The sequence below is a fragment of the uncultured Maribacter sp. genome (assembly GCF_947500985.1).
Taxonomy (GTDB): Bacteria; Bacteroidota; Bacteroidia; order Flavobacteriales; family Flavobacteriaceae; genus Maribacter.
The window spans coordinates 600,627-614,359 of record NZ_CANMTX010000003.1 but is presented as its reverse complement, the minus strand read 5'-3'; the positions used below and the strand labels follow the sequence as shown (position 1 = coordinate 614,359).

The 13,733-nt window shown below is 34.7% G+C and carries 17 protein-coding genes; 16 read left to right on the top strand and 1 reads right to left on the bottom strand.

Annotated features, from left to right (window positions below):
• Nucleotides 1–75: 75 nt before the first annotated feature.
• The 3 genes from gcvH (at nt 76) to Q0871_RS09175 (ending at nt 1,608) form a co-directional block, all read left to right on the top strand.
• Nucleotides 76–456, top strand: coding sequence for a glycine cleavage system protein GcvH (gene gcvH, locus Q0871_RS09185; RefSeq protein ID WP_276491973.1), 381 nt, complete (start codon nt 76–78; stop codon nt 454–456).
• Between the two features lie 34 nt (nt 457–490).
• On the top strand, nt 491–841 hold the full coding sequence (locus tag Q0871_RS09180) for a VanZ family protein (RefSeq protein ID WP_367275137.1): 351 nt from the start codon (nt 491–493) through the stop codon (nt 839–841).
• 62 nt (nt 842–903) lie between these two features.
• Complete coding sequence (locus Q0871_RS09175; RefSeq protein WP_299321217.1) at nt 904–1,608, top strand: energy transducer TonB; 705 nt, start codon at nt 904–906, stop codon at nt 1,606–1,608.
• Between the two features lie 84 nt (nt 1,609–1,692).
• Here Q0871_RS09175 and Q0871_RS09170 read toward each other — a convergent pair whose 3' ends face one another.
• Entirely contained in the window at nt 1,693–2,562 is an 870-nt protein-coding gene (locus tag Q0871_RS09170; protein ID WP_299321216.1) for an MBL fold metallo-hydrolase, read from the bottom strand.
• 110 nt (nt 2,563–2,672) lie between these two features.
• Here Q0871_RS09170 and cyoE point away from each other — a divergent pair, with 110 nt between their 5' ends.
• The 13 genes from cyoE to Q0871_RS09105 all read left to right on the top strand — a co-directional run bounded on the left by cyoE (nt 2,673) and on the right by Q0871_RS09105 (nt 13,733).
• Nucleotides 2,673–3,575: a heme o synthase gene (gene cyoE, locus Q0871_RS09165; RefSeq protein WP_299321215.1), complete on the top strand. Its 903-nt coding sequence runs from the start codon at nt 2,673–2,675 to the stop codon at nt 3,573–3,575.
• A gap of 2 nt (nt 3,576–3,577) precedes the next feature.
• Nucleotides 3,578–4,159 carry a cytochrome c oxidase subunit 3 gene (locus tag Q0871_RS09160; RefSeq protein ID WP_299321214.1) on the top strand — a complete coding sequence of 194 codons (582 nt, stop codon included), beginning with the start codon at nt 3,578–3,580 and terminating at the stop codon, nt 4,157–4,159.
• A gap of 96 nt (nt 4,160–4,255) precedes the next feature.
• Complete coding sequence (locus Q0871_RS09155) at nt 4,256–5,230, top strand: cytochrome c oxidase subunit 3 (protein ID WP_299321213.1); 975 nt, start codon at nt 4,256–4,258, stop codon at nt 5,228–5,230.
• A gap of 53 nt (nt 5,231–5,283) precedes the next feature.
• On the top strand, nt 5,284–5,667 hold the full coding sequence (locus Q0871_RS09150) for a cytochrome C oxidase subunit IV family protein (RefSeq protein ID WP_299321212.1): 384 nt from the start codon (nt 5,284–5,286) through the stop codon (nt 5,665–5,667).
• Between the two features lie 125 nt (nt 5,668–5,792).
• The gene (locus Q0871_RS09145; protein WP_299321211.1) at nt 5,793–6,422 is read left to right on the top strand and encodes a hypothetical protein; all 630 of its coding nucleotides are present in this window, start codon (nt 5,793–5,795) and stop codon (nt 6,420–6,422) included.
• Nucleotides 6,422–7,153 carry an SCO family protein gene (locus tag Q0871_RS09140; RefSeq protein WP_299321210.1) on the top strand — a complete coding sequence of 244 codons (732 nt, stop codon included), beginning with the start codon at nt 6,422–6,424 and terminating at the stop codon, nt 7,151–7,153. The genes Q0871_RS09145 and Q0871_RS09140 overlap by 1 nt, the downstream gene beginning before the upstream one ends.
• A gap of 9 nt (nt 7,154–7,162) precedes the next feature.
• Nucleotides 7,163–7,696, top strand: a complete 534-nt coding sequence (locus Q0871_RS09135) for a DUF420 domain-containing protein (protein ID WP_299321209.1) — start codon at nt 7,163–7,165, stop codon at nt 7,694–7,696.
• Complete coding sequence (locus Q0871_RS09130) at nt 7,686–7,910, top strand: hypothetical protein (protein WP_299321208.1); 225 nt, start codon at nt 7,686–7,688, stop codon at nt 7,908–7,910. The genes Q0871_RS09135 and Q0871_RS09130 overlap by 11 nt, the downstream gene beginning before the upstream one ends.
• 116 nt (nt 7,911–8,026) lie before the next feature.
• Complete coding sequence (locus Q0871_RS09125) at nt 8,027–9,274, top strand: ABC transporter permease (protein WP_299321207.1); 1,248 nt, start codon at nt 8,027–8,029, stop codon at nt 9,272–9,274.
• A 38-nt stretch (nt 9,275–9,312) separates the two neighbouring features.
• A complete protein-coding gene (locus Q0871_RS09120; protein ID WP_299321206.1) occupies nt 9,313–10,569 on the top strand; it encodes an ABC transporter permease in 1,257 nt (418 codons plus the stop codon).
• Nucleotides 10,570–10,599: 30 nt separating this feature from the next.
• Nucleotides 10,600–11,718 carry an efflux RND transporter periplasmic adaptor subunit gene (locus Q0871_RS09115; protein WP_299321205.1) on the top strand — a complete coding sequence of 373 codons (1,119 nt, stop codon included), beginning with the start codon at nt 10,600–10,602 and terminating at the stop codon, nt 11,716–11,718.
• A 91-nt stretch (nt 11,719–11,809) separates the two neighbouring features.
• Entirely contained in the window at nt 11,810–12,511 is a 702-nt protein-coding gene (locus tag Q0871_RS09110; RefSeq protein WP_073242403.1) for an ABC transporter ATP-binding protein, read from the top strand.
• Nucleotides 12,504–13,733, top strand: a complete 1,230-nt coding sequence (locus Q0871_RS09105) for an ABC transporter permease (RefSeq protein ID WP_299321204.1) — start codon at nt 12,504–12,506, stop codon at nt 13,731–13,733. The genes Q0871_RS09110 and Q0871_RS09105 overlap by 8 nt, the downstream gene beginning before the upstream one ends.

Here is a 13,733-nt window from a genome sequence, read left to right as displayed (position 1 = left end):
ACATTTGTAATTATTTTGATAACCTAAGTTGAAAACTTTACATTTGCCGAAGTAAAAAAATAATAAAAGATTATAATGAATATACCAGCTGAATTAAAATATACAAAAGATCACGAGTGGGTTAAGATAGAAGGTGATGTTGCCATTGTAGGTATTACAGATTTTGCACAAGGTGAATTAGGTGATATTGTTTATGTAGAAGTAGATACTCTAGATGAAACATTAGATCGTGAAGCTATTTTTGGTACGGTTGAAGCAGTAAAAACTGTTTCTGACTTATTCTCTCCATTATCTGGTGAAATTGTTGAATTCAACGAAGCACTAGAAGACGAGCCAGAAAAAGTAAATTCTGATCCTTATGGTGATGGTTGGATGGTGAAAATTAAATTTAGCGACGCTAGCGAATTGGAAGATTTGTTAAGTGATGCTGCATATAAAGAGATAATAGGTGGTTAAAAACACTATTTATAAAGTACTTTTCATAAGCTGGATGATGTTTGTAACATTTTCCAGCTTATTTTCTTTTTCAGGAATTGGTACCTCAAGATTTAATATTCCGCATATGGATAAGGCTGTGCATTTCACATTCTACTATGTAATGGTAGTGCTGGGTTACTTAGCAATACCTAAAAGCAAAGAACAGGGCATAGGTAAGTCTAAGTTATTGTGGTACATTGTTTTATTCGCTGTGCTGTACGGCATAATTATTGAAGTATTACAGCATGTAGCTACCGCTGATAGACATGGTGATCCATTAGATGCAATAGCAAATTCTACCGGAGCGATTGTTGGAATGTTGGCTGTTAGATTTATAATTTTTCGGGTGCCCTCGTTAAAATGAAAATTTTAGTTGCATTTTTATGGATTAATTAGTTAAATTAGCAATCACTAAATTGAATATATATGGAACCTAAAAAGAATCCAAAAGCGGATTTAACAAAGAACAGCAGTCTTTATTTCGTTATCGGTTTGTTCGTAGTAATGCTATTTACTTTTGTAGCATTTGAATGGAAAACGTATGATGAGGTAAATGATTATGATATTTCTATGAATGTGGATGATCTTTTAGATGAAGAGGTTCCAATGACAGAACAAATCAAAACTCCACCACCTCCACCACCACCAGCTGCACCTGAAATTATTGAGGTTGTAGAAGATGAAGAGGAGGTTGAAGAAACTGTAATCGAGTCTACTGAAACCAGTCAAGAAGAAGAAATCGTTGAGGTTGAAGATATCGCGGTTGACGAAATTGAAGAAGACGTAGATGTACCTTTCGCAGTTATTGAAGATGTACCTGTTTTTCCAGGTTGTGAGAACGAGAGCGATAAAAGAGCTTGTTTCAACAAAATGATTCAGAAACACATTGGTAAAAACTTCCGTTATCCAGAAATTGCCCAAGAAATGGGTGTTCAAGGTAGAGTAAGTGTAATGTTCGTAATTCAAAAAGATGGTAGTATTGGTAACGTTAGAATGCGTGGACCAGATAAGAATTTAGAAAAAGAAGCTGCTAGAATTATCGGTAAATTACCTAAAATGACTCCTGGTAAGCAAAGAGGTAGAGCAGTACGTGTTCCTTTTAGTATTCCAATTAACTTTAAATTACAATAGTATTTATTTACTGTTTTAATCATATAAAAAAAATCCCGAGCAATTTGCTCGGGATTTTTTTTAGGTTTAATTTTCATAAGCAATCTATTTTTTTAAACTGGTATAGAAAATAGTTCTCATTCGCTCAGGACTTATGAATCCAGTTCCAAAGTCATTATCGTATTTAGATGATATAGATGAATCTTTTTCTACCTGTTCTAGAGTGTCACCAGATGCTATAGCTTTAAGAATATTCTCTTTAATAGTTTCTAACATATCAAGGTAAGCAATAAGTTTTTGTTTGTTAGAAGGTCTACCGTGACCAGGTATAATTATAGTTTTGTCATCAATGACCATTATCGCTTTTGCTATAGCGGATATATAACCTTCAACACTACCACCATTTTTTAAGTCCATATATGGATAACGCTCAGAAAAATACGTATCACCCATATGTAGTACATTGTTTTTCATAAAATAAATCATTGCGTCGCTATCGGTATGGGCGTTGTGTACATGAAAAGCCATTATGGTTTCATCGTTCTCAAATAACTGTAATTCTTCTGAAAAAGTAATTTCGGGTAAAATTTCTTTACCTAATTCAGGTTTCTCTTCTAGCTTTTTCTCTAGACTCTTTCTGACATTATTTTGAGCGATTAATATGGTCGATTCAGAATTGAACTCCGCATTACCACCAGTGTGATCGCCATGCATGTGCGTATTTATTAAATACTTTAATGGTTTATCCGTAATGCTAGATATAGCCAGTTTAATCTTCGGACTCAATCGTGCAAATTGATCGTCTATCATAAAAGAATTGGTAGCATTGACGTATAGACCAATATTTCCTCCTTGTCCAGTAAGCATATACACTTCACTAGTTAACGTGTCAATTGTGATGGTGACTTCTTTCTCTTGGCTCCAGCAAATAGAGTGAATTAGAAAAAGTACAATAAGTAAGTTTAAATGTTTCATTTTTAAGTGTTAAAGTGTTAACTCATTAGCTTTCAAATATACTAGAAATAAAGGTTTAAGGTTGCAGAAATATAGTAGGGGGGTTATCTTTGCAGACCTATTTAAAAAATATGAAAACGGCTGTTGGTTCGGAAAAGGGAGGTGCATTCGCATTGATTTTTGCCGATTTTAAGGAGATTACCAAAGCTAGATTGGCTATTAGTGTCGTTTTTTCTTCATTAGCAGGTTATTTTTTAGGTGCTTATGAAATACAATGGTTTCAAGTTTTGCTTCTTGCCTTTGGTGGGTATTGCATGGTTGGTGCTAGTAATGCGTATAATCAAGTTATAGAAAAAGATTTAGATGCGTTAATGAAGCGTACTAAAAATAGACCTATACCTGCTGGTCGTATGACCGTTAATACAGCAATGATTGTTGCAATTGTTTTGACATTACTTGGTATTTTGTCTTTATATCTTTTAAATCCTAAAACAGCAATGTTTGGGGCAATTTCTATATTTCTATATACTAGTGTTTATACCCCTCTAAAAACAATTACTCCGCTTGCGGTATTTGTTGGGGCAATACCTGGAGCAATACCGTTTATGTTGGGTTGGGTGGCTGCTACTGATGATTTTGGTATAGAGCCTGGTACCTTATTTATGATTCAATTTTTCTGGCAATTTCCTCATTTTTGGGCATTAGGTTGGATGTTGGATGAAGATTATACCGCTGGTGGATTTAAAATGTTACCGACAGGTAAGAAAGATGCAGCAACTGTATTGCAAATAATAATGTATACCATTTGGATGATGGCAGTTTCAATAATTCCCGTTTTTGGTATTACTGGTAGACTACAATTATCAGTAGTTGCTGCAGTACTAATCTTTTTGATGGGTGCTGTGATGTTAGGTTTTGCTTTTCAATTGTATAGAAAGCGAGATAATGTTTCGGCGAGAAAATTAATGTTGGCAAGTGTCAGTTATATTACACTGATGCAAATAGTTTACGTAATAGATAAATTTTTAGCTTAATTATGGATTTAACACAAGGTACGGCGGCAGAGAAAAATGCAAGGGCAAAAAAGATGATGCTTTGGTTTGGTATTATCAGCCTATTAATGGGTTTTGCGGGGTGGACAAGTGCTTATATTGTAAGTAGTTCACGAGAAGATTGGTCCAGCGACATTACGCTACCAAATTCTTTTCTATATAGTACTATAGTTATCATTATTAGTAGTCTTAGCTATATGATGGCGAAGAAAGCAATTAGAGAAGGTAAAAATGCAAGCGGTACTAAATGGCTATTGGCAACGTTAGGTTTAGGAGTACTTTTTATTTTTCTCCAATTCTCGGGTTTTTCTCAATTAGTATCCGAAGGGTACTACTTTACAGGACCTACAAGTAGTATAAAAGTATCTTATGTCTTTTTGATTGCAATGGTGCATGTGGTGCATGTTGTGGCAGGTATGATATCCTTATTGGTGGTATTGTACAATCAAAACAAAGGAAAATATAGTAAAGAGAACTATTTAGGTGTTACCTTAGGGGCAACATTTTGGCATTTTTTAGATTTATTATGGGTCTATTTGGTGTTATTTATGTTCTTTGTGAAATAAAAAGTGTATCAAAGTTAGTTTTGAGTCAAATTGCGTTTTTAAATAGTTCAAAAAAATGTAAATTTGCTAAAGTTTTATTAAAACGATAATTAGTATATGAATTCTACGGTGACTACGGGAACGGAAACAAGCGTATGGGGTGGTGGCAACCAGCCTTTAGGAGCAAGCTATGGAAAAATGATGATGTGGTTTTTCCTTGTATCGGATGCATTAACTTTCTCTGGATTTCTAGCAGCATACGGCTTTTCAAGATTTAAATTTATTGAAACATGGCCAATAGCGGACGAAGTGTTTACACACGTTCCTTTCTTTCATGGAAATTATCCCATGATTTATGTTGCACTTATGACTTTTGTTTTGATCATGTCATCTGTAACTATGGTTTTAGCAGTTGATGCTGGTCATAAAATGAAACAGAATGCAGTTATATGGTATATGTTCGCTACAGTTATTGGAGGTATAATCTTCGTTGGTTCTCAAGCTTGGGAATGGGGGACTTTTATTAAAGGTGACCATGGTGCATTAGAAACTAAAGGTGGTAGAATATTACAATTCGTAAAGGCTGATACAGGTGAGAGAGCTTCGTTAGCAGATTTTGCAGCTTCTATACCAGATGATAGAATTATTCACGAAAGAAAAAACGGAATTTGGTTTTTTCAAGAGCCGTCTTTAACTAGTGTTTCACTAGCAGAGGTGGTTGAAGGGTTTAAAGCTGATTCTAATATTTTGATTAGAACTGAGCAAATCAATGAAGAAGGTGAGAAAACACTTTTAGATAGAAAAGCCTCATTAGCAAAATTGGCAGAAGCAACACAAGTTGTTGAAGGTGCTAACTTGATTCATAATGAATATGGAAGTAGACTTTTTGCTGACTTCTTTTTCTTTATTACAGGTTTTCACGGTTTCCACGTATTCTCAGGTGTAGTAATTAATATTATTATTTTCTTTAATGTTGTTATTGGTACTTATGAGCGAAGAGGTCATTATGAAATGGTTGAGAAAGTCGGGTTGTACTGGCACTTTGTAGATTTAGTTTGGGTATTCGTATTTACCTTCTTCTACTTAGTATAATCCAATTAACAAAAAACAGCATTACTGAAAATAGAATTTTAGATTAAAGTAAAATGGCAGACGGACATAAATTAGAAATTTTTAGAGGACTTGTAAAGTTCAAATCTAACACACAGAAAATCTGGGGAGTATTAGCTTTTCTAACGCTTATAACTGCGGTAGAAGTAGTCTTAGGGATTATTAAACCGGCATCATTAACTGATACTTATGTATTGGGTATGAAATTGATCAACTGGATCTTCATTATATTAACCTTAGTTAAAGCGTATTATATTGCTTGGGATTTTATGCACTTACGTGACGAGAAGTCTTCACTAAGAAGAGCTATTGTTTGGACACCAATATTTTTGGTTATTTATTTGACATTTATCCTACTAGTAGAAGCCGATTATATTTATAATGTATATAAAGATGGCTTTGTAAGTTGGAACTTCTAAGTTATAATTAACAGTATTAAAAGACGGTTTTATTACCGTCTTTTTTATTTTTGTATAGTTTGTAATTTATTGATTATATCTATTGTAACTAATTAAATGGTTTCAATAACTAGTCTTCCTGATTTATGAAAAAGACCTTTGTTCTTGTTGTCTTATTTGTGCTGCCAATTGTGGCATATTTATTCTTTGCCTCTGGGGTAACTAATTTTGGTAAGCTAGCGCAGCTAACAAAAAATGTTCATGAAATAGATTTTTCTGATGAAGCTAAATTTAAAGGTAAAATTACCATTTTAGGTTTCTTAGGTTCTGATGTTGAAGGTAGAAAGGGTAATGCATTCAATATAAATCAAAAGATATATAAACGCTTCTACGAGTTTAAAGACATCCAATTTGTTATGGTTGTTGCTCATGACGCGGAAGGTGAAGTCGAAGCGCTTAAAACGGAGCTGGCTACACTAGCAGATAATGATAAGTGGAATTTCGTGTCTGCTAATGATATTCAAATTCAAGACCTTTTTAATAGTTTAAAAACTGACATCGTATTAGATGCTAAAAACAGTACCTCTTATGTTTTTATTATAGATAAAGACTTGACATTAAGAGGTAGGTCAGCTGACGAAGATGATGGTACAAAATATGGTTTCAATTCTAACTCAGTTTCAGATTTGAATAATAAAATGATCGATGATGTAAAAATTGTACTAGCAGAATACAGGCTTGCATTAAAAAAGAATAATACTGATCAATCTAAATAATGAATAAGAAGTATACATACGTTTGGGTTTCGCTAATTGTTCTAATTTTTGGCATTATTGTAGTGCCAAGAATAGTAGAAAGATTGTCTTCTGGATCTGTAGTTGAGAACGATCGTCTAAATGTTTCTGCAAAAGAGAATAGCGATAAGCTTGGCTATATATTGTTAGATGGGAAACGAAGAAAAGTGCCTGCTTTTGAATTTATAAACCAAGATAGTGTGGTTGTTTCTGACAAAGACTATTTAGGTAAAGTATATGTAGTAGATTTCTTTTTTACCAGATGCCCAAGTATCTGCCCCGTAATGACAACTAACTTAGTTGGTGTACAAAAGCATTTTAAAGATGCTGATGACTTTGCAATTGCATCTTTTAGTATTACACCAGAGTTTGATACACCACAGGTGCTAAGAAGTTATAAAGAGAAATATGAGATTCAAGATAACAACTGGAATTTAATGACCGGTGATCATGATGGTATATATGAATTGGCAAATGCAGGTTTCAATATTTTTGCAGCAGAAATGCCAGATGTTCCTGGTGGCTTTGAACATTCAGGTTTTTTCGCACTAGTAGATAAAGATGGTTATTTACGTTCAAGAAAAGATGAGTTTGGTAATCCTATTGTATATTATAGAGGACAAATTTTAGAAAAGGATGGCGTCAATGATCACGGTGAAACAGAAGAAATAGGGATTCTGAAAATTGATATTCAGAAATTGTTAGACGAATAAGATATTAGTATGCAAGGGAGTGTAAAAGACGAGAAAAAGTTTAATAGATTAATTGCGGTTGTTTCTATTATTATACCAATAGTGGTAGCCATTCTTTTTGGGGTTAAATTGCCTAATGTTGAACCGCTTTCATTTTTGCCGCCAATCTATGCTGCTATAAATGGATTAACAGCTGTATTGCTATTGATAGCTGTCTGGGCTATTAAAAATGGCAATCAAAAATTACATCAGAATTTAATGACAACCAATATTGCATTGTCTTTGCTATTTCTGATTATGTATATAGCCTATCACATGACATCAGACTCTACTAGTTATGGTGGAGAGGGTGCTATTAAATATGTCTATTATTTTATTTTAATAACTCATATCTTACTTTCTATTGCATTAATTCCTTTAGTGCTTAGAACTTATGCAAAGGCATATCTAAAGAAGTTTGAAGATCACCGGGCATTGGCGAAATATACATTTCCTGTTTGGTTATATGTTGCCGTTACCGGTGTTGTAGTTTATTTAATGATATCTCCTTACTATGCATACTAAACAAATGTTATTATTGGTAGTAGTTTTATTTCTATTTCTATTGATTCCGATAGATGCTGAGGCGCAATGTGCAATGTGTAGAGCGGTTTTAGAAAGTGAATCTTCTGGTAAAACAGCTGAAGGCATTAATAATGGTATCGTTTATTTGATGGCTGTTCCGTATGTTTTGGTAGCTGGTCTTTTCTATTTTATCTACAAAAAGATGAGGCCTTAAATTTTTTTTATAGTTTTTTTACACAAATAGTGTAACATTCTTCCATTTGGTTAGTCTTATGATTGTGTGATACTTGTATTGCACTCATCAATCAATCAAACTAATCAATCAATCTTATGTTCGACTTAGAACGTTGGCAAGAAATTTTCGATACTATTCGCAAGAATAAGTTACGCACTTTTCTCACAGGACTTTCTGTTGCTTCCGGAATTTTCATTCTAGTTATTTTATTGGGTTTTGGTCAAGGCATGCAAAATGGTATAGCCAAAGAATTTGAGCAAGATGCTGCTACTAGTGTTTGGGTCTGGCCAGGAGTTACCACTATTGGCTATAAAGGTATGAACCCTGGTAGACCTATTCAATTTCGTAATGAGAATTACGACATGGCCGGTGCTTTGTTTGAGGATCAAATTGAGAATAAATCTCCAAGGTTATTTGTTAGAGGGGTATTCGTAAACTACGGTAGCGAGTCTTTAGCTTATAATGTACAGGGTGTTTCTGATCAATTTCAATTTATCGAAAATGAGTTTATGACCTTAGGGAGATTCCTTAATCAACAAGATGTTGATTCTAAGGCTAAAGTTGCCATCATCAGTAATAAGATTAATCGAGAAGTGTTTCATGCGCTAGAGAGTCCTGTGGGGGAATTTTTAGACCTATCTGGTATCCCTTTTAAAATTGTTGGGGTATACGGTGATATTGGTGGCGAACGAGAAGAAGACCGTATTTATATTCCTGTCAGTACTGCGCAACAGGTTTTTAATGGTGCTGATCATTTAAATAATCTTTCCTATACATTGCCTCCTGTAGAAGATTTCGAAACTGCCGTTGCTCAATCTATCAAATTTAAGAACGAATTAAAATCGTATTTACAAAAAGCACATACTGTTGCTCCAGAAGATACAAGCGCAATTCAAGTATATAACCCTATGGAAGAGGCTAAGCGATTTTATGCACTAATGGGCGGTATCAAATTTTTCTTTTGGTTTGTTGGGGTGTGTACCATCATCGCAGGTATTGTTGGTGTTAGTAATATCATGTTGATTGTAGTTAAAGAACGCACCAGGGAAATTGGTATTCGAAAAGCACTCGGAGCCAAGCCATGGTCAATTGTTGGGATGATTTTGCACGAAGCAATCTTTATTACTGCAATTGCAGGTTTTACAGGACTCATTTTAAGCATGGGGCTGTTGGAAATTGTTGGACCGCATGTAGAGGTAGATTATGTGTTAAACCCCTCAGTGAATTTCAATGTTGCCTTAACCACTGTATTTGTTTTGATTTTTGCAGGAGCTGTAGCGGGATTTTTCCCTGCATGGCGAGCGGCTAAAATTCATGTTATAGAAGCATTAAGAGACGAGTAGTAAAAAAATAAATAAGTATAACTAAATAAGATAGAACCATGTTCAATGGAGACCGTTGGAAAGAAATCTTAGAAGTATTATCTAGCAATGTATTTAGAACATTGGCTACTTCTTTTGGTGTGGGCTGGGGTATTTTTATTCTAATTATATTACTTGCTGCAGGTAAAGGTTTGGAAAATGGTATTCGTGCCGATTTCGGAGACATCGCCACTAATACCATGTTCATGTGGTCACGTAATACGACAATGTCATATAAAGGACTGCCAAAAGGAAGACGTTTTAGTTTTAAAATTGAAGATGTACAGGCTATAAAAGACAATATTCCCAATTTAAGATTTATTTCTCCCCGAAATCAATTAGGTGGTTTCGGTGGTGGTAATAATGTGGTTCGTGGATTGAAAACAGGTGCTTTCAACGTTTACGGAGATTATCCAGAAATAATACGGCAAGAACCCATGACCATTACTTCTGGTAGGTTTGTAAATCATAATGACATTCAAGATAAAAGAAAAATTGCTGTAATAGGTGTTGGTGTACGAAATGAGCTTTATGACCAAGGAGAAAAAGTATTAGGAACCTATATCAAAATTCAAGGAATTAATTTTATGGTAGTAGGTACCTATCAAAAGAAAGATGATGGCGGTGGTGAAGAAGGTCAAAAAGAAATCTATGTTCCGTTTACTGCATTCTCACAAGCTTTTAATATGGGTAACGATGTCGGGTGGATGGCGATAACTGCTCTAGATGGTAGTTCCATATCTAATTTAAAGGAGAAGATAGTAGGTGTGGTCAAAGAAAAAAGAAAAATTCACCCAGATGATAAACGTGCCGTCGGGTATTTTGACTTGTATGAACAATTTAATCGAGTAGAAAGTTTGTTCGGCGCATTACGCTGGGTAGCTTATTTTGTAGGGGTATTGGTTCTATTATCCGGAATTATCGGGGTAAGTAATATTATGCTCATTGTAATTAAAGAACGAACCAAAGAAATTGGAATACGTAGGGCTCTAGGCGAAGCTCCTTGGTCTATTAAAAAACAAATTTTAATGGAGTCTATTTTCCTAACGATCATATCTGGTATGATCGGTATCGTTTTCGGTGCTGCATTTATATATGGCGTTAATGCGGTTCTTGATTCCGTAGGTCCGGTAGATATGTTTGTGAACCCAAGTGTAAGTTTAGGTGTGGTGGTCATTGCACTGGTCATTTTAATATTTTCCGGATTATTAGCCGGTTTCATACCTGCACAAAGTGCTATTAAAATAAGACCAATTGAAGCTTTGAGAACAGAATAAAATTATCATCAAAATATAACCAATCAAAAAATGAAAAAGTCAACAACAATTGTAATCCTGCTAATTATCGTACTAGCCTTTGGTGGCTCTATGTTCTATTTGTATTCTAAAAATGCAGAAGATCCCGTAGTATATCAAACAGAAGAGCCTTCTAAGCAGACCATAATAAAAAAGACAATGGCTACAGGTAGTATTCTTCCATTAGAAGAAGTGCTTATTAAGCCGAATATTTCAGGTGTAATAGAGAAGATTTTCGTGGAGGGTGGAGATTATGTAAAATCTGGCGATTTGCTGTGTACCATTAAAGTAGTACCTAATTTAAGCTCATTAAACGATGCTAGAAATAATATCAATGAAGCCAAAATCAATTTAGATGATCAATTGAGAAATCTTGATCGTCAAAAAGGTTTGTTTTCTAAAGGGGTAATTTCTAAGGTAGACTTAGAGCGTGCTCAGTTGAGTTATGACCAGTCTAAGCAATCTTACGCAGCTGCCAATAAAAGATATGATATTGTAAAAACGGGTACTACTTCTGGTTTTGGTAATGCCGCAAATACACAAATAAGGGCAACGGTTAGTGGTATGGTGCTAGAAGTGCCTGTAGAAGTAGGTAATCAGGTAATTGAGAGTAATAATTTTAATGAAGGTACTACCATAGCAGCTATTGCAGATGTTGATAAAATGATTTTTGAGGGTAAGGTAGATGAATCAGAAGTTGGGAAAATTAAAGAAAATCTTCCCTTAGAAATTACCGTTGGTGCTATAGAAGATAAAGTGTTCGATGCTATTCTAGATTATATAGCTCCGAAAGGAAATGAAGAGAATGGCGCTATACAGTTTGAAATAAAAGGGACGCTTAAGAAACAAGACTCCGTATTCATTAGAGCAGGTTTAAGTGCAAATGCATCTATAATTTTAGCTCGTGCAGATAGTGTTTTAGCAGTAAAAGAAGCTTTGGTGCAATTCGATGATAAAACCAAAAAACCATTTGTAGAAATCGCTACAGGCGATCAAGAATTTGAAAGAAGAGATATAGAATTAGGTATCAGCGATGGTATTCATGTTCAAATAAATTCAGGCATTAAAGAAGGTGATAAAATTAAGGTTTGGAACGAGGTAGTGCCCGATGAGCTTGCCGAGAACGAATAAAATAAAAAAAGTATTAAATTGATGTAACAAATTATACGCTGCATAGTCTAATGAATAGACAGTGTAAAAATTGTTCAAAACAACAACCAACATGATTCAAATTAAAGATCTTCACAAGTCCTATAAAATGGGCAAGAATTCTCTTCACGTTCTTAAAGGAATAAATTTTAATGTTGAAGAAGGGGAGTTAGTAGCTATCATGGGCTCTTCTGGTTCGGGTAAATCTACCTTATTAAATATTTTAGGTATGTTGGATAGCTCTGATTCTGGGGAGTATATTTTAGATAATGTTCCAATCAAAGATTTAAACGAAACTAAAGCTGCTAGATACAGAAACAAGTTCTTAGGTTTTGTTTTTCAATCGTTCAATCTTATCAATTATAAAAGTGCAGCAGAGAATGTTGCCTTACCATTATATTACCAAAAAGTACCAAGAAAAGAACGTCAAGAAAAAGCTTTAAAATATTTAACTCAAGTAGGTCTAAAAGAATGGGCAGGTCATTTGCCTAGCGAGCTTTCTGGTGGTCAAAAACAACGTGTTGCCATTGCAAGAGCTTTAGCTGCTGAACCTAAAGTATTGCTTGCCGATGAGCCTACAGGTGCATTAGATAGTAAGACATCTTATGAGGTGATGGACTTGATACAGAAAATTAACGATGCGGGAAATACCATATTGATAGTTACTCACGAACCAGATATTGCAGATATGTGTAAGCGTATTGTGCATTTGAAAGATGGAGTAATTATAGAGGATAAGAAAATAGAACAAGTAAGAGCCGAACAATATGTTTGATAGAGACATTTGGCAAGAAATTTATCATAGTATAAGCAACAACAAGCTTAGAACTTTCCTTACTGGGTTTTCAGTAGGTTGGGGTATTTTCATTTTGGTATTGCTTTTGGCTTCTGTAAAAGGAATGCAAAACGGATTCACACTTCAATTTAGTGATGATGCTACCAACTCCATTTTTGTTAGAACAGGTACTACTTCATTGGCCTATGGCGGATTTGAAGCTGGACGGAGAATTCAAATGACGAATGATGATATTGAATACATTAAAAGAAGTTTTCCTGACGATGTAGAATATATTAGTCCGAGAGTATACCAAAATACATCGGCACGTTATAAGAGCGAAACGGGTAGTTATAATATACAGGCTGTTTACCCGGATCACCAAGCTATTGAAAAGACTATAGTAAATAAGGGTCGATTCATAAATACTAACGATTTAATGAATGCCTCTAAAGTTGCTGTTATAGGCAGAAAAGTAGAGGAAGATTTATTCAAAAACGAAGATGCCATAGGCAAGTTTGTTGAGTTCAACGGATTACCTTTTAGGGTCATTGGTACGTTTACCGATGATGGTGATGATAATGCAGAGCGAAACATTTATGCACCTACCAGTACATATCAAAAAATGTATGGTCAAACAGATCATATTGATCAGATTGCTTTAACCTATAATCCTAATTACGATTTAACAGAGGCACTTGCTTTTTCAGATAGATTAGAAAATGTTTTTAGAAGACGTTTTAAAATTGCTCCCAAGGATCAATCGGGAATTAGAATCTTTAACTACGCAGAGGTTTTTGAAGACATCAGCAACTTTACAGGTGGTTTAGATATCGCGGTAATTATAGTGGGACTTCTAATATTACTATCTGGTATTGTGGGTATCGGTAATATTATGGTGTTTATCATTAAAGAGCGTACAAAAGAAATTGGTGTACGTAAAGCCTTGGGTGCCGAGCCGTGGTCAATTATAAAATTAGTATTGTTCGAATCTGTTTTTATAACTGCTTTATCCGGATTTATTGGACTAGGAATTGCAACCGGATTATTGGCGGCCATTGGTCCAAGTATTAAAACAGGTGCATTTGCCAACCCGTCTGTTAGTATGTCAATGGTTGTGACCGCAACTATAATATTGATTGTAGCAGGAGTTCTCGCAGGATTAATTCCGGCAATGAAAGCGGCAAGAGTAAAACCAATTGTAGCATTAAGCGATAAATAA